At 53.1% G+C, this 17,952-nt stretch carries 11 protein-coding genes; all 11 read left to right on the top strand.

Annotated elements, in window-relative coordinates; translation table 11 throughout:
• Positions 1-35 precede the first annotated feature (35 nt).
• Positions 36-1,643 carry a hypothetical protein gene (locus ACGG9R_RS04415; protein ID WP_390151954.1) on the top strand — a complete coding sequence of 536 codons (1,608 nt, stop codon included), beginning with the start codon at positions 36-38 and terminating at the stop codon, positions 1,641-1,643.
• Complete coding sequence (locus ACGG9R_RS04420; protein ID WP_390151956.1) at positions 1,640-3,274, top strand: ABC transporter ATP-binding protein; 1,635 nt, start codon at positions 1,640-1,642, stop codon at positions 3,272-3,274. The genes ACGG9R_RS04415 and ACGG9R_RS04420 overlap by 4 nt, the downstream gene beginning before the upstream one ends.
• The gene (locus tag ACGG9R_RS04425; protein ID WP_390151959.1) at positions 3,264-4,136 is read left to right on the top strand and encodes an energy-coupling factor transporter transmembrane component T family protein; all 873 of its coding nucleotides are present in this window, start codon (positions 3,264-3,266) and stop codon (positions 4,134-4,136) included. Before ACGG9R_RS04420 ends, ACGG9R_RS04425 begins: the two co-directional genes overlap by 11 nt.
• Before the next feature lie 238 nt (positions 4,137-4,374).
• Positions 4,375-5,778 carry a PQQ-binding-like beta-propeller repeat protein gene (locus ACGG9R_RS04430; RefSeq protein ID WP_390151962.1) on the top strand — a complete coding sequence of 468 codons (1,404 nt, stop codon included), beginning with the start codon at positions 4,375-4,377 and terminating at the stop codon, positions 5,776-5,778.
• Positions 5,779-5,931: 153 nt separating this feature from the next.
• On the top strand, positions 5,932-7,659 hold the full coding sequence (locus ACGG9R_RS04435; protein ID WP_390151966.1) for an ABC transporter ATP-binding protein: 1,728 nt from the start codon (positions 5,932-5,934) through the stop codon (positions 7,657-7,659).
• Positions 7,660-7,972: 313 nt separating this feature from the next.
• Positions 7,973-9,199 (top strand): aspartate kinase, encoded by a 1,227-nt coding sequence (locus ACGG9R_RS04440; protein ID WP_022106555.1) that lies wholly within the window; start codon positions 7,973-7,975, stop codon positions 9,197-9,199.
• Positions 9,200-9,427: 228 nt separating this feature from the next.
• Positions 9,428-12,355 (top strand): insulinase family protein, encoded by a 2,928-nt coding sequence (locus ACGG9R_RS04445; protein WP_390151970.1) that lies wholly within the window; start codon positions 9,428-9,430, stop codon positions 12,353-12,355.
• A gap of 223 nt (positions 12,356-12,578) precedes the next feature.
• The gene (gene gluQRS / locus ACGG9R_RS04450; RefSeq protein WP_390151973.1) at positions 12,579-13,538 is read left to right on the top strand and encodes a tRNA glutamyl-Q(34) synthetase GluQRS; all 960 of its coding nucleotides are present in this window, start codon (positions 12,579-12,581) and stop codon (positions 13,536-13,538) included.
• A 106-nt stretch (positions 13,539-13,644) separates the two neighbouring features.
• Entirely contained in the window at positions 13,645-15,297 is a 1,653-nt protein-coding gene (locus ACGG9R_RS04455; protein WP_390151975.1) for a nucleoside kinase, read from the top strand.
• Positions 15,298-15,568: 271 nt separating this feature from the next.
• A complete protein-coding gene (locus ACGG9R_RS04460) occupies positions 15,569-16,015 on the top strand; it encodes a histidine kinase (protein WP_390151978.1) in 447 nt (148 codons plus the stop codon).
• Positions 16,016-16,227: 212 nt separating this feature from the next.
• Positions 16,228-17,952 (top strand): proline--tRNA ligase, encoded by a 1,725-nt coding sequence (locus tag ACGG9R_RS04465; protein WP_390151981.1) that lies wholly within the window; start codon positions 16,228-16,230, stop codon positions 17,950-17,952.

Below are 17,952 nucleotides of genomic sequence, written 5' to 3' on the forward strand. Positions count from 1 at the left end.
TAATGAAATACTCAGTCACCTATCCGAGGCTTCTTATGAGATTCCGATTTCTTCTTATCCTTTGTATCGTCCTTTTCACTAGCCTTCTTCCGGCAGAATGCCGCGGGGAGGCTCTTTTGCGTGCGGCGTTTCCTTACAGTCTGACGAAAGAGGCGGGCGTGGCGCATGCGGGCAGCACGCAGCTTCTTTATATTTCCGTGCAGAACTTCGGCAATGAAGAGGAAGCCGCCGAGATCACCGCGGCATTGCCGGAGGGATTCACGGCACTCGCCGGAGACGGTTGGGAGGTGGACGGGCAGGAGGTGCGTATCCACTGGACGCTTCCTGCGGACTATGGTGAGCAGTTCCTCGCAGTCCCGGTGAAATGCAGCGAAGAGGCGGGGGAGGGCGCCCTCGAGATACCGGTCTCCCTTCGGACGAAAGAGGGCGTGAAAGAGGAGAAGATCTCCTTCTCGACGGGACCGGCGGAAGAGGAGCAGGATCAGAAGGCAGCGCAGACATGGTATATCCAGTCGGTGCTGCTTCCGGTGAATGAGGACGGGGAGCGGGATGCGAGACAGGAAAAGGATACGCTCGTCACGCCGGATGTGACACTGGAGAATATGAAGAACCGCCTGACGGGCGGGCGCGGTGTGGACTGGGATGCGCTCACGGCAAAGCCGAATACGTACCTCCTTCTGGATATGAGAAATCCGAAGAAAGATGTCCGGACGATCCATCTGAGTGCTGAGCTCGTAGACAAGGAGACGGGGGAGGTGCGCCCCGGGCTCATCGCAGCAGCCGGTGAGGGAGAGTCTCTCGACCGGACGAAAATGCGAAGTGAGGCAGTGCTCTCTCTGAACGGCCATAAAATGCAGACCGCTGTGGTGCCGCTGTATGTAGATCCTTTCTCGATCGCAGAGGGAGACTATGCGCTGCGCCTCACGCTGTTTGACGGAGAGACGGAGCGTGTGACGGAGCTGCCGCTCACCGTCGTGAAGAAGCGAAGCGTGGGATTTGCGACGCTCGGCTTTGCCCTCCTTTCTCTTCTCGCGCTGGCAGCGTCCATCGGCGGACTGAAGCGCTGCATCCTCTCCATCGGGGCGAAGGGGGATATCACGGTATCGCTCTTTGCGGCGATGGCTTTCGGCGGCGTCGTCGTGCCGGTGACACTTCTGGGAGATTTCCTGCATGTCCTCTTGGGGCCTTTCTCCGGATTGGTGACGGGCCTTCTCTCAGGGGTCGTGCAGTACCTGCTTCTGGTCTCGCTGCTGGTTCTTTTCCGCAGGCCGGGGGTCTGTGCGCTCTTTTTCCTCATGCGCTGGATGCTCTCGGCGGTACTTTTTGGCCGCGTGACGCCGGTGGGGATCCTGATCTGTGCGGTGTCCATCGTGATTTTGGAAACGACGCTTTACCTCGCAGGTTTCTATCGAAAGAAGGAGCTGACGCCGCTCTACGCGATGGGGATCTCCTTCCTGATCGGGCTTTGTGATGCGGGGATCACTTTTGTGAATATGGAACAGCTGATGTTCTTTTATCGGTTATATTATGCAGACTGGTTCATCGGGCTTTACATGCTGATGAATGGTCTCTTGTACAGTACACTCGGCAGCTGGATGGGGTATCGCATCGGCAGCCGCTTGAAGCAGGTGATGGGGACATGATACTGGAGATTAGGGATCTTTCGTGTCGCTACGTATCGCGCAGGAAGGATACTCTTTCGCATGTGGATCTATCACTGGCTGAAGGTGAGATGGTCCTCATCGCGGGGCGTTCCGGCTGCGGGAAATCAACGCTCATCAAGAGTATCACGGGGCTTTTGGAACCGGGGGAAGCACGGCTCACGGGGACGATCTCTCTCGATGGACGGGACGTGAGAGAGATGAGCGCGGAAGATATCGGGCTTCTGGCAGGCACGGTATATCAGACGCCGGATGACCAGCTCTTTGCGATGACGGTAGCTGACGAGGTCGGATTTGCCCTCGAAAACCGCGGAGAGGATCCGTCTGTCATCCGGGAAGAGGTCCGGCGTGCGCTTGCAAAGACGGGGCTTTCCGGTATGGAGGCGCGGAGTATCCATGCGCTATCAGGCGGGCAGAGGCAGCGTCTGGCGCTGGCCTCGATCCTTGTGACGCATCCGAAGCTTCTTATCTTGGATGAACCGGTGAGCCAGATGAATCCGAAGGGTGTCAAGGATTTCTTGGAGCTTCTGGTTACCCTGAATCGGGAAGACCATATGACGATCCTCGTAGTGGAGCACCGTGTGAATGAGCTGGCGCGGTATTTTCCCCGCCTCTGCTGCATGTATGAAGGACGATTCATCTATGACGGAGCGACAGAGGGGGCATGGACAGCGCTCGGAGATACAGAGGCTTATGGTCTCCGCGAGCCGCAGGCGGTGAAGCTCGGCCGCCTCCTGCACCTTTCTTATCTTTCGGGGCATGTGAAAGAGACGGCGGAGGAGATCCGGAAGAGCGGTATCTCCTTTGCGCCGCATATCTTGCGAGAGAAAAAAGAAAGCCATGCACCCGTTGTACTCGAGGGAAGAGATCTCCACTATCGCTATCAGGGCGCGGAGAAGGAAACGCTTCACGGACTCTCTTTTGCGATCCGCAAGGGGACGATCAATGCGCTCATGGGCTTCAATGGGGCAGGGAAATCCACGCTGATGAACCTTTTATCCGGACTGGATACGCCGACATCGGGAGAGATCCTGCTCCTTGGGAAGCCGGCTGAAAAGCAGCGCCATCACATCGGCTATATGCGGCAGGAGGCAGATCTCATGCTGCTTACGGACTCTGTCATCGATGAGCTGACGTGGAATAACAAAACCATCACGGAAGAGGAGCTGGATCGCCTCCTTCGTCGTCTGCATGTACGGCATTACTATCATGATTTTCCACTGGCACTGTCCAAGGGGCAGCGTCTTCGTGTCGTCTTCGGGGCGATGCTCGCAAGGAAGGATAATGACCTCTTGCTCCTCGACGAACCGACGACGGGGCAGGACCAGAAGAGCCTGTCGGATATCAAAGCACTTCTCCGCTATGCGGCCTCCGAAGGACGGACGATCTTCTTCTGCACCCATGATATCGAGCTGGCAGGCGAGTTGGCGGATCAGGTGTTCCTATTGAAAGAGGGAAGCTTCCTCGCAAGCGGCACGCCGCATGCGATCTTCAGTGATAAAAAGCTGATGGAGGAAGGCGGCTTGGCGCTCCCGCCCATGCTGACATTGTCGGAAATGCTGGGCATCGAGCCGTGTATTTCTGTGAAAGAGGTGATGGATCATGTCCTATAGACAGCTTTGGGAAGGCGGGGATGGACATTCCTTCCTGATGCGTCTCGATGGACGGACGAAGCTCTCCTTCCTCTTTTGCTATGCGCTGATGATGATCATCGTGGACAATGCCAGGACGCTTTTTTTCCTCTTCACGCTGACTCTCGTTTTTCATTTTCTGGGAAAGACGCCCTTCTATAAGTGGCGGGTGCTCGCGATCTTCATCCTATTGGGCCTTTGGGGATCGATCGTCAGTCAGGCGCTCTTCTTTTCGCAGAATCCACGGACGCCCCTTGTGACTTTGATCTCTCCCGGCTTTCCTGTCCTAGGGGCGCTGACGAATGGTCTCTATATCTATCGGGAAGGCATCATCTACGGCGCCATCCAGGGGATGCGTACAGTATCCATGATCACGCTGGGGCTGCTCGTCTGCTGGACGAGCGATCCGCGCCAGCTGCTGAAGGGTCTCACTTCGTGGAATCTATCTCCGCAGGCCGCCTTCATGCTGGTAACGGCGATCCGCTTCTTCCCTGTACTTGCTGCGGAAGCAGGCGAAGTCATGGTCGCATTGCAGCTTCGAAGCGGCAGTGAAAAGGGACGGCATCAGGTGCTGATGCACATCCCGCACATGGTGAAGCCCCTCTTGGCCCGCTGCCTTCGCCGTTCCGCGACGCTGGCCCTTTCCGTCACGAGCCGCGGTCTTTTCCTCGCCAAGGGCAGAAAGGCAGAAATCTGGCGTTCTAGCGAGAAATGGGTCTGCACCGCCTTCTTCCTTTTCACACTCGCCTGCGGCAGTGCCAAGATCCTCTATGCGCTTTCCAAAGAGGGCTTCTACTACGGCGCGCTCCGCATGGTGTATGACTGCGCGAAGATGTATTTATAATGGTTTCAGGGTTCAGGTTGGCGGGTTCGGGGGAGACTTTGAGACTGATAGACTTGGAGACATCAGATATTAGACATTTGACGTTTAACATTTGAAGCAGATATGCTTCGCGGCGCTTCTGATTTTTATGCGCTGCGCTTCCCCCTTTGAACCTCTTGAACCCATAGAACCCGCTCCTCCCTCTTTCGCAAACAATCAAGGGACGGCATAACCCTGAACCCTATTCTGGTGACCAAACATGAAACGATGCAAAACAATTCTCATTTTTTTTCTTCTTGCACTGACCTGGAGCGCTCTTTTCTGGCTGACCGGGGAAAAGACACCCTGGCAGATCTTTGCGGGCAAAGAGTCAGACGCAGCCTATGTGATCTCCTTAGGCGACATGGCAGGGCGGAACTATGACCGCATGGGCTTTGACAGCGGCAAGGTGCTCTACGTGAAGTCGGACGGCGGCTGGCTCGTCGGTACAGCGAATGGCGAGCTCATCCATTTCGATGAGAAGGGAGAGGAGCTGTGGAGTCACTCTGTCGGCACAGGCCTCATCCGTGGCATCGCAGTGAGCCGGGATGAGAAGGTCGTCTATGCGGGGGAGAAAAGTCCGGAAGGAACGATGTATGCCATGGATGTGAAAAATGGCGATGTGCTGTGGACCTTCCGAGGAGACTCTCTCATAGGGGATGAGGCGGACATACAGTCCGAGCCGACGGCCATCGATATATCGACGGATGCTGCTGGACATGTATATGCGGTTTTCTATCGATTCACGCTCGATGAGAAGGGGCAGCGGACATACCTTTCCCGTATCATTTCTTTCGACGAGACCGGGAAAGAGCGCTGGCGCTATCCAGCAAAAGAGAATATGGATGCATGGGTGAATTGCGGTGCTGTTTCAGAAAGCAGCGGCCGCTTCGCCTTTGCGACAGCGAATTACGACAAAGCAAAGACCGATGGTCTTACCTATAATGAAAATCTGTATGTCCTTGACAGCCATACAGGGACACTGATCCATGCCGAAAAGATCCCGCCGGTCGAGACCTTCGGCACCACGACGATCCGGAACGGACTTTCTTACTCGGAGGATGGGAAGTACCTCGCGGTGATGGCGAGTGATGGACGCGGATTCCTTCGTGACGAGGACGGGCGTCCCATTTGGGAGCGCAGCATTTCCAGAGTCATGGAGATCGGCGGCAACTATTACTTTGCAGCGGGTCGCGATGCGCTCTTTTCCGGAGACAAAGTCCTCTTCGGTACCATCAATACATTCAATCGGGAAAATTGGCAGCTGCCGGCGCCCGTCATCCATCCATCAGGAAACAGTCTCTATGGCTTTGACAGGGACGGGAGGTATCTCTTCCGCTATACCGCGCCCGCAGAGATCGAAGCCATCGGGGTCGCCGGTGATGTAGCTGCGCTGGCGATCGGCAGAAATGTAAGAAATCATGACTACAAAGCCCATGGAGCAGCAGTCATCAGCCTTTCTGACGGGACGCTCCTTAATGAGTACCATACGAAGGGACCGCTCCAGACGCTTGCGATCTCCTCTGATGGCCGCTACGTGGCCGGCATTGAAGTCCCTGCTGTCACGGCTGAGGGAGATCTTCTCGGAGCCTATCGGCTGCACATCTGGGATCGGGAAAAGTGACCGGGAAACAAGGCGATGTCAGCGGTGAGAGGGCAGAGTTTTCACTGACCATGAGTGATGAGACCGCGGGGGTCTCCTCTCGCCTTGAAGCTATATTCCCTTTGCGTTATAATAAAGAACAAATTGTTTTTTATTGAAGATCAAGAGGATACTATGATACGAAGATTTATGAAATATTATCGTCCCTACATGCACATTCTGATCTGGGTGATCGTAGGGACGTTTGCCATGGCCGGACTGGATCTGATCTTTCCGGTCGTGGTCCGTGAGCTCATCCATGACGTACTGCCGGCGGGGGAGATGCATCGGCTGTTTATCGGCTCAGGGATCCTTCTTGTCCTTTACATTCTGAATTTTGCGATCCAGTATGCGGTGCAGTACTATGGGCATGTCATGAGTGCGTCCATTGAACACGACATGCGACGGGATCTGTTTGCTCATATCGAGAAGCTCTCCTTTCATTACTTCGATAATGAGAAAACGGGACAGCTGCTCTCCCGTATCACAAGCGATGTGACAGAGATCAGTGAGCTTTCCTTCCGCGGACCGAATGATGTTCTCCTCTGCGGTGTCATCATGGCGGGGACGCTGGTCGTGATGTTCGTCATGAACTGGCAGCTTGCCCTCCTCATCGGTGCACTGCTTATTGCGAAGAGCATTCACACCGTGAAGGTGAATAAACAGATGAAGTCCGCCTTTCGTGAGAACCGGAAGAAGGCAGGGGAAGTCTCTGCCCGCGTAGAAGAAAGCCTTTCCGGCATCCGCCTTGTGAAGGCTTTTGCCCAGGAGGCCTTCGAGCTGGACCGTTTTGAAGAGAAGAGCCGCGAGCTCCGGGATACCCGTTTTACTTCGAATAAGCTCATCGCGTATTTCTCCGGTGGTATCAATTTTTTCACCAATTTCATCAATGTGGCGGTGATCCTGGCCGGCGGATGGATGATCAATGAGGGAACGCTGGCGCTTTCTGATTTCGTCGCATTCCTTCTCTATGTGAATATCTTCATGCGCCCGGTCTTCCGTCTGACGATCCTCGCTGAGGTGTACCAGCGCGGCATGGCCGGCTTCCACCGTTTCGAAGAGATCATGCACACCGAGCCTTCCATCGAAGATCCGGAAAAGCCTGTCATGCTCTCCCATGTGAAAGGGGATATTGATTTCAGGGATCTATCCTTCGGTTACGATCCGGGGCATCTCATTCTGCATGATCTCGCCTTTAAGATCCCTGCCGGAAAGACGGTGGCTTTCGTCGGCGAGACGGGGGCAGGGAAGAGTACGCTCGTCAGCCTGCTGCTTCGCTTCTATGAACCGACAAAAGGCGAAGTCCTGCTGGACGGACATCCGCTTTCCGCGTTCCGCCAGCAGGACCTCCGAAGAAAGATCGGTATCGTGCAGCAGGATGTCTTCCTCTTCGGGGATACCATCGCAGAGAATATCGCATATGGCCGTGAGAACGCGACCAAAGAGGAGATCGAAGAGGCTGCACGTCTGGCAGCGGCGGATGATTTCATCCGACAGCTTCCGAATGGCTATGAGACGAAGGTCGGCGAGCGCGGCGTGAAGCTCTCCGGCGGGCAGAAGCAGCGTATCGCCATCGCTCGCGTCTTCCTCAAGAATCCGCCTGTCGTCATTTTCGATGAAGCGACATCTGCCCTTGATACCCAGACGGAGAAGAAAGTACAGAAGACACTCGATGAGCTTGCGAAAAACCGCACGACAATCATCATTGCACACCGTCTCTCGACCGTCAGAAATGCGGATGTGATCTACGTCCTGGACCACGGACGCCTGCTCGAGCGCGGCAGTCATGACGAACTAATGACAAGGCATGGGAAATACTTTGCCCTGTATGAAGCGCAGAAAAAGAAAAAAGAAGATGAATAGTGAGTCATGTAAAATCCTCTTCCCCATTTCGGGGGAGAGGATTTTAGTTTAGGGTTGGCGGGTTCAGATAAGAGACTAAGAGACTTTAGACATCAGACATCTAAAGTCTCTTAGTCTATCAGTCTCTCCCGTCTCTTAGTCGCTTAGTCTTTGAGCTGAAACCTGTACCTCTTTTTTTATTTATCTTCTTTACATGCCGCCTCTTCCATGTTACACTTTTCACAGTATAGAAGGAGCGCGGACGAATCCGATGGCTGCTCCAGCGGGAAGGCAGACTTTGTTTTCCTAGATTACTCGTAAATGAGGGATGTAAATGTCACTTTATGTAAAAAAATTCGGCGGAAGTTCTGTTGCGACACCGGAAAAAATGTTGAATATTGCAAACCGTGTGCTTCGCGATCGGAAGCCGGGGGACAAGATCGTGATCGTCGTATCGGCTATGGGCGATACCACTGATGATCTCCTGGCACTGGCTTCGAAGGTATCGGACATCAATCATGGACGTGAAATGGATATGCTGCTGGCTACCGGTGAGCAGATCTCCATTTCTCTTATGGCGATGACTTTCAGAAAGCTCGGCGTTCCTGCTGTATCGCTCACAGGCCCGCAGGCAGGTATCATTGCCGGAGGGGCGTATGGCAAAGCGACCATCGATGATGTGAAGCCGGAGCGGGTATTCAAGGAGCTGGAAGAAGGCAAGATCGTCATCGTGGCAGGCTTCCAGGGTCTCATGAAAAATGGCGATGTGGCGACACTGGGCCGCGGTGGCAGCGATGCGACAGCGGTGGCACTCGCAGGTGCGATGCATGCAGATATGTGTGAGATATTCACCGATGTGGATGGCGTATACTCTGCAGATCCGCGTGTCGTGAAGAATGCACATAAGATGAAAGAAATTACCAATACGGAAATGCTGGAAATGGCACGTCTGGGCGCTGGCGTCATGCAGCCTCGCAGCGTCGAACTCGGGATAAAATATCACATCCCGATCCATGTCAGATCCACATTTACGAATGATGAAGGAACGATTATCCGGGAGGTATGTATGGAAGGCTTGAACGAAACGGTCAGAGGCGTGGCACAGGATGCTCATGCAGCTAGAATTGCGGTACTGGGACTCAGAAATGTGCCGGGCGTGGCATACAGCGTCTTCTCCGCTCTCGCAGAAGACAATATCACGGTCGATATGATCGTGCAGAGCGTCAGAAATTCCAATGACGACAAGACGGATATCGTATTCACCATCGATGATACGGATATGGAAGATGCCAAGAGAGTCCTTGATAAGATGAGAGACGATGGCAAAGTGGAAGAAGTCATTTATGATGACGACACGGCCAAAGTCTCTGTCGTAGGTGCCGGCATGCTCGGCAAACCGGGAGTTGCTGCCCGTATGTTCGGCGCACTTGGCAGAGCCGGTATCAATATCGATATCGTCAGCACCTCGGAGATCAGCATTTCCTGCCTCATTCTTAGAAAAGATCTGACCAAAGCTGTACAGGCGATTCACGATGAATTTTTCCCGCAGGACGAAAAATAATAAATAGATGCTTGTGGAAAAAGCACAGGAATTTCCTGCGCTTTTTCTTGTGAACGAAAGAAAAAAGAGGCAAAGGAAATACGGATCCACTCATTGGCAGCGCTCATCCCGGGATTTTTATATAGGATAAAGCACTGCGGAGTGCTTGCACTATGGGGTGAAGCCGCTTGGGCAGCCTTTAGCACCTTTTTACGCAACAATTATCAGTAACCGATAAGGAGAGATCAAATGAAATGGAATGATGGAGACCTGGTGCACGGATTCCGTGTCAGCCGTATGTCCCATATTGAAGAAGTCAATGCCGATGCCTACCTGATGGAGCACGTGAAAAGCGGTGCCCGTCTTCTGTATCTGGACAGCGACGATGATAATAAAGTTTTTTATATTTGTTTCCGCACGACGCCGGATAATTCCAAGGGTACGCCGCATATCATGGAGCACTCGACGCTCTGCGGCTCTCGGAAATATCCGCTGAAGGAACCCTTCGTCGAGCTCGCGAAAGGCTCTCTCAATACGTTCCTCAATGCGATCACCTGGCCGGATAAGACCATGTACCCGATCGCCAGCCGCAATATGGTCGATTTCCATAACCTGATGGATGTATATCTCGATGCCGTCTTCTATCCGAATTGCCTCAAGGATCCGCAGATCCTGATGCAGGAAGGCTGGCACTATGAGCTGGAAAACAAAAAGGCGCCGCTGACGTACAATGGTGTCGTCTACAATGAAATGAAAGGCGCGCTCTCTTCGCCGGAAGCCATCATGGAAGACCGTGCGACAGAGCGTCTTTTCCCGGATAATACCTATGGCGTGGAGTCCGGCGGGGATCCGGAAGTCATCCCGATGCTCTCTTTCCGGGAATTTACTGAATTCCACCGACGCTTCTATCATCCGTCGAACAGCTATATCTACCTTTATGGTGATATGGATATCGAAAAGACGCTGGCTTATATCGATGAAGAATACCTATCTCATTTTGACCGCCGCAATGTGGACTCGGCCGTCCGCACGCAGTCCGGCTTCAAGAAAAGGGTATCGGCGACTTGCCCGTATGGGATCGCAGAACAGGAAAGCGAAAAAGGGAAGGCCATCCATGCCCTTTACATCGCAGCAAGCGACCATATGTCTACGAAGGAATCGCTCGCTTTCCGCATCCTGAACTATGTCCTGATCGATATGGACGGCGCACCGCTGAAGAAAGCAGTCTTGGATGCCGGCCTTGGAAGCGACCTGTCCGGCGGCTATTGTGACAGCTACAAGCAGCCTGTCTGGACCATCGAGGTGACAGGCTCGGAAGTGGAGAAGCAGGAGCAGTTTGCCCAGGTCATCGACGGGACGCTGCGCACGCTCGCTCTTGACGGCATCGACAAGGATATGCTCGATGCCGCACTGAACCGTACGGAATTCACCTCGCGTGAAAACGATTATCAGGGACGTCCGAAAGGACTTTTCTACGGCGTGCGCGCGATGGATCTCTGGCTCTATGACCGTGACCCGATGGCGGCACTGCGCTATATCGATGACATCAAAGAGCTTCGCGAAGGGATTCAGAATGGCTATTTCGAAAGCCTTCTCTTGAAGTACGTCATCAAGAATCCGCATCAAGTCCTGATCACCATGAAGCCGGAAAAGGGACTGACGGAGAAGAATAATGCGGCAACGGCAGAAAAGCTCGCTGCGTACAAGCTGAGTCTTACCGACGAGCAGCTCGAAGACATCATGGAGTCCACCAAAGCATTGAAGAAGCGTCAGGCATCCATGGAAACGGAGGAAGCACTGAAGACCATTCCGCTCCTGTCCCGCGAAGACCTGAAGCGGGAGATCGAGGAGGAAGTGCTTGAAGAAGAGACCGTCTCCGGGATCCGCCACTTCCACTATGATATTCACACGACGGGTATCTCCTACGTCACGATGTATTTCGATCTCTATGACCTCACCGAGGAAGAGATCCCGTATGCCATCCTCCTTGCCGGGATGCTTCGCAGCTTGGATACGGAAAAGCACAACTACACAGAACTCGCGCGAATCTCCAATGCGTATACCGGCGGCATCAGCTTCCAGATCTCCTGCATCGGCGATATCAATGACGCATCGAGATATAAGCCATTCATGGTCGCAAGAGGCAAAGCACTCACCTCAAAGGCTGAACGGCTCATGGACCTGCTGGGAGAAGTCATCAATCATACATCCTTCCGAGATACGAAACGGCTGAAGGAGCTTCTCTTGGAAGAAAAATCAGAATGGGATATGACCGCCTTCTCTCGCGGGCATAATCTTACCATGGGACGCCTCGCATCCTATTTCTCCAAGACGGCACAGTTCTCTGAGCAGGCCGGCATGACGTTCTATTATTTCCTGGCAGACCTTGTTAAGACGTATGACGGTCAGGCAGAGGATGTCGCCGAGAAGCTCTCGGCTGTCGCGAAGAAGATCTTCACGAGAAGCCATATGTTCTTTGCCACCACAGGCGAAACGGAAGAAAAGCAGGCTGTCGATCGCTGCCTCGGCCTCATCCTAGATGATATGCCGGAAGGGGAGAAGAAGGAAGCCCATCTCTTCGATTTCCCAGCCAAGGAGATCAATGAAGCCTTCCTGACCTCCGGCAAGGTCCAGTACGTGGCCAAAGGCGGCAACTTCCGTGATCATGGCTTTACCTATACCGGCGCGCTTCGTGTCATGGAAACCATCCTCCGCTATGAGTACCTCTGGAAGAAAGTCCGTGTCCTCGGCGGTGCGTATGGCGCTTTCACACAGTTCCTGCGCGATGGTACATCCCTTCTCTGCTCATACCGTGACCCAAATCTGAAGGAAACGCTCGAGACGTACAAAGACCTTCCGGAATATCTGGAAACGCTCGAATTATCCGAACGTGAAATGACCAAGTACGTCATCGGTACCATGGCAGCGGATGAGATCCAGCTCACCCCGTCCATGAAGGGCGAGCGTGCGATGCTCCACTACCTGAATGGCAATACCAGAGAAGACCGTATGCGGATCCGCAGCGAGATCATCTCCTGCGAAGTGAAGGATATCCGTGCTCTTGCTCCGCTCGTCAAGAGCATCATCGATGATCCTTATATCTGCTGCATGGGCAGCGAGGAAAAGATCCAGCGGGACAAGGCACTTTTCAGGAAAGTCCTCTCTATGCCGGAGTAAGTAAGATCAGGGATGAGGAATGAAGGCGGCAGGAGATCTCTCTGAGATGGCATTTGGCTGCTTCATCTACGATGTACCTGCAAAGCCCGCTGCACCTCACCCCAGATCCCTTATCATTTTTACCACCAAGGAGGCTCAAATGCTTGAGCCTCCTTTTGTATCATTGAGAAAACGCTGATGTGATCTGACAATGATGGGATCTGCGTTTTCCTAAGGAGACGCTATGCAGACAGCCATTCGTACCCGCTTTGCGCCGAGCCCCACGGGATATATGCATCTTGGGAATATCTGGGTTGCTTTTTTGAACTGGCTCTGGACACGCCAGCATGGAGGGGCGATCGTGCTGCGTATCGAAGACATCGACCGACAGCGAAGCCATGCGGAATACATAGAGGGGATCAAAGAAGACCTCGCATGGATGGACCTTTCCTACGACGAGGGCCCCGACGGGAGCTATTCGTATGGGACGCCCGTCCAGAGTCTCCGATTTCCTCTCTATCAGAAAATCATGGATCGGTGGAAAGAAGCGGGGGAGGTCTATCCCTGCTTCTGCAGTCGTGCCCGTCTCCACAGCATCGCCTCTGCGCCGCATGAAGGAGAGGGACTGCCGGTCTATGATGGACACTGCCGCCGTCTGAGCGCGGAAGAAGTCGCGGATAGAGAAAAGGGGAAGGCGCCCTCTTGGCGACTTCGTATGGAGGAAAGCCGCATGTCCTTCAGAGATCTTTTCTGCGGAGAGGAGACATGCGTGCTTCGTCCCGGCATCGATGACTTTGTCCTTCGGCGCGCCGATGGCATGGTCGCTTATCAGCTCGCCGTATCCGTCGATGATGCGGTGATGGGGATGACGCATGTTTTTCGGGGAAATGACCTTCTCTCCTCGACCTTTTATCAGCTCTATCTGCTGAAAAAATTGGGAGTCGCCCATGTTCCGACTTACGGACATCTGCCTCTTCTCGTTGATGCGGAGGGGGTCCGGCTCTCGAAGCGTCAGAAAGGTCTCACTCTTCGTGAAATGAAGGCAGAGGGCAAGAAGCCTTCTGATATCATCGGACTCCTTCTATATTATGCAGGCGCACTTCCAAAGCCGATGCCCATATCCGCAGAAGAAGCGGCTCGGAATGTCGGCTTTGAGGAGCTGAAGCACCTGTCTTTGCCGCATATCGTGGTGACGCAGGTCTAAAAAACGGCTATAATGAATCTATAGATGGTTATCCGGGAAAATGATGATGCGATTCGCGATGGGATCCGTACTTTCCTGAAGTAATCCGGTAAAGGAGCTGATTTCCATGATCCATATCACCTGTGAAGGCAGAAGTTTTGACTTTTTTGACGGTGCGACACCGCAAAATTTATGGAATATGGTCCGCGGTACAAGGGGCAAGGAGGCGGCGGTGCTGGCAGAGATGGATGGCGAGCTTCTTGATTTCCAGACACCGTTTCCCTCCGGCGGAAATGTGCGATGGATCCCTCTTTCGGCGCCAAAAGCGCGCCAGGCGTATGTGAGAAGTGCGATCATGCTTCTCGTATGTGCTGTGGAAGAGATCTATGGAGAAGGGGCAGATGTCCTCGTGAAGCATTCGCTGGGAAAATCGCTGTATTGTGAATTCGAAGACGGTCATGTACCGCTCAAGAAGGAGCTGGACCGGCTGGCGGCACGGATGCGTGAGATCTCCGAAGAGGGACGCGATATCACAAAGCTCGTCGTCGGAAAGAAACGTGCGATGGCCTTTCTTCGCATCAAAGGGCGGGAAGAGGATGCAGAGCTGGCAGGTGAGCTTGCCGGGAATACGATCAATGTCGACCAGTGCGGGCGCGTGATTGACTATTTCTTCGGCCCTCTTTTGCCGGATATGAGCTTCGTGCGCCTTTTTGCGCTGAAGTCTTATGCGCCGGGATTTCTGCTGCGCCTTCCGGATGAGGATTTTCATCTGGCTCAGGATGAGGAAGAGGACCCGCTCTTTGCGAAGGTCTTCCTCGAAAGCCAGAACTGGTCCGAGCTTATCGGCTGCCAGAATCTGGCGCAGCTCAATGCTTCTATCGAGAATGGTAAAATTCTCGACTACATCTCTATCGCGGAAGCGCTGCATGAGAAGAAGCTGGCAGAGCTTGCAGATGCGATCTGTGAGGCAAAGCCCAGGATCCGTCTCGTCTGTACGGCAGGGCCGTCATCCTCGGGCAAGACCACCTTCATGAAGCGTCTCATTGTCCACCTACAGGTGAATGGGGTGCATCCTGTCATGATCTCGCTGGATGACTATTTCAGGGATCGCGACGAAATGCAGGGGGAAGATTGGGAAGATATCCACGCGCTTGATCTGGACCGTTTTGAAGGAGATATCACCGCACTTTTGGAAGGGAAGCCGGTGCGGCTTCCGACTTTCAATTTCATCACTGGGAAAAAGGAGTGGAATGCGCCGCCCGTGACGCTCGGGAAGGGGCAGCCGATCCTTGTGGAAGGGCTCCATGCACTGAATCCGCGCCTCACCTATTTTGTCCCCGGCTACCAGTGCATGCATATCTATCTTTCCGCACTGACACAGATCACCATTAACCACCATAACCGTATATCGACCTCGGACACGCGGCTTCTTCGCCGTATGGTGAGAGATATGCAGTTCCGCGGAAACCCTCCGGAAAAGACGATCTCCACCTGGCCAGGCGTCCGCAAAGGAGAGGAACGGAATATTTTTCACTTCCAGGGACGCGCTGACGTTGTATTTAATTCTGCACTTCTTTATGAGATCCCCGTTCTGAAACGGATCGTAAAGCCGTTTTTAGAGGAAATACCCAAGGACAGCCCTGCCTATGGGGAAGCCCGGCGCCTTTTGGAATTTCTCGCGCCCTTCCGCGAGCTGGATGCATCGCTCGTGCCGGATCATTCGCTGCTTCGCGAATTTGTCGGCTATCAAGGGCTGGGAAGGTCGTTCCTGAATCGCTAGGGCTTTCTCACGGATCCCGAATGAAAGCTCTGCTTGCATGAGAATTGCGGGATGAGAAATAGCGGCGGCTGCGCCTGACATAAAAGACAGCCTGTGCTGAAAATCTGCTGTTTTTCCGCACGGTCAGCGTTCTCCTTACCGGGAAGGCAGATCGTCAGATCCTGTGGATTCGAATCACTTTCCCATTCTCCTACTAGCAATCTTTGGCAAGACAAGGTACAATAGAAACAGCTTTAAGACAATTCTCATTTCTATTTGGAGGTCATGCATCATGGCAGAAGAAAAAAGAGTAAACCTGAAAGCCCAGAAATTCGAAGCCTACACCAAGGCAAACAAAATGGACTTTTTCGTCAAAAATGAAATGAAAGATGACGCAGATACCGTTGTATTCCAGTCGAACCTGAAGGTCGAAGGACAGACCATTCCGCTCGGCATCATCACAGACAATACCATCTACACCATCATCCGCGTCCAGATCGGAAGCCAGCTCCTGAAAGATGAAAATAAACTCTCCCTCCTTGAATACCTGAACCAGCTGAATCGCAGTTACAAGGTCTTCAAGTATGTAGCAGCAGAAGACGGCAGCATTTTCCTCGATGCGTGCCTTCCGAGCACGAACGAGAGCTTTGACGCAGAAATCGTCCGTGTCATCCTCGATGTCATCGTCGATCATCTGAACAATGAATACAAAAACATCATGAAGCAGGCTTGGAAATAATGTCTCTTCCGCAATCAAAAACGGCTTTCCGAAAGGAAGGCCGTTTTTGATTGCGGAGGCTTCACTCAAAGAAAAGATAACGATGCCGGAGGAGCTGTGCATCCCGAATTACTTTTTCATAGCAAATTTTTTCTAAAAGCTATATAATAGAAGAAATCTATTTGCCGAAATGAAAATATAGATCTTCATTTCATGTCTAGGAGGAGATTTCATTGTTAGCATCCAAATTATATAGCCCGACCCTGAGAGAACTGCCTGCCGACGCTGTCGTCATGAGCCATAAGTACATGCTGAAAGCCGGCATGATGCGAAAGATCGCCAATGGTACCTATGCGTACCTGCCGCTGGCTTTCCGCGCTATCGAGAAAGTGAAGAAGATCATCCGTGAGGAGATCAATAAGACAGGCGCACAGGAGATCCTGATGCCGATCGTACAGCCGTCGGAGATCTGGCAGAAGACGGGACGCTGGGCCGTATATGGAGAGGAAATGTTCAAGCTGCAGGATCGTCACGGCAGAGACTACTGTCTGGCTCCGACGCATGAAGAACTGGTGACCACGCTCGTTTCCATGGATACCTCGTCCTACAAGCAGCTGCCGGTCTCTGTCTATCAGATCCAGAACAAGTACCGCGATGAGAAGCGTCCGCGTTTCGGTCTGATGAGAAGCCGCGAATTCATCATGAAGGATGGCTACACCTTCGATATGGATCAGGAAGGTCTCGATAAGCAGTACAAACTGATGTATGATGCATACTGGCGCATTTTCACCCGCTGCGGACTGAAATTCCGTCCGGTCATCGCAGACTCCGGCGCGATCGGCGGCAATGCGTCTCATGAATTCGAAGTGCTGGCAGATTCCGGCGAAGCCGATATCGTATATTGCGAAGACTGTGATTTCGCAGCGAATATCGAAGCGGTCGATCCGAAGACGATTCCCTGCGATATCCGAAATGACAAGGAAAAAGAGATCGTAGAAACCCCGGGGCAGCACACGATCGAGATGGTTTGCAACTTCCTGCATGCGGATGTGAAGCAGTCCGTCAAGGCGGTCGTCTACAAGCTCGATGATACCGTCGTCCTTGCGATGGTGCGCGGCGATCATGAAGTCAATGAAGTGAAGCTCCAGAATATTTATGGTGCGATCAATGTGGATATGGCATCGGAAGAAGATCTGGAGCGCTGCGGTCTGACGGCTGGCTATATCAGCCCGATCGGACTTAAAAAAGTGAAGAATTTCGACATCATCTGTGATAAGACGGTCATGGAAATGCAGGATGCCTGCTGCGGGGCCAATGAAAAGGACAAACACTACATCCATGTGAATCCGGCCCGCGATTTCGGTGATGTGAAGGTGGACACCATCCGCCAGATCCAGGAAGGCGATGTCTGCCCGCACTGCGGTGGCAAGATCGTCATCACGAAGGGCATCGAAGTCGGACAGGTCTTCAAGCTCGGGACCAAGTACAGCGAAGCGCTGGGGGCGACCTACCTCGATAACAATGGCAAGTCGCACCCGATGGTGATGGGGTGCTACGGCATCGGCGTCACCCGTACGGTGGCTGCCTCCATCGAGCAGAATCATGATGACGACGGCATCATCTGGCCGGTCGCGATCGCGCCTTATGAAGTGGTCATCGTCCCGGCGAATAATAAATCGGAAGAAGTCATGGATGCGGCAAAGAAGCTCTATGATGCGATGGAAGAAAAAGCGGATGAAGTGGTCCTTGATGACCGCAATGAAAGAGCAGGCATCAAGTTCAAGGATGCTGACCTCATCGGCTATCCGGTCCGTGTGACCATCGGTAAGAAATGGCAGCAGTCCGGCAATGTGGAGATCCGTCTGCGTCGAAGCGGTGAGACCATCGAAGTGCCGTATGAAGAATGCAAAGACAAGGTCATGGAGATTCTGGCAGAGCTTCATGAAAAGAACCGGTAA

It is taken from the genome of Dialister sp. i34-0019-2H8 (assembly GCF_042846925.1).
Lineage (GTDB): Bacteria > Bacillota > Negativicutes > Veillonellales > Dialisteraceae > Dialister.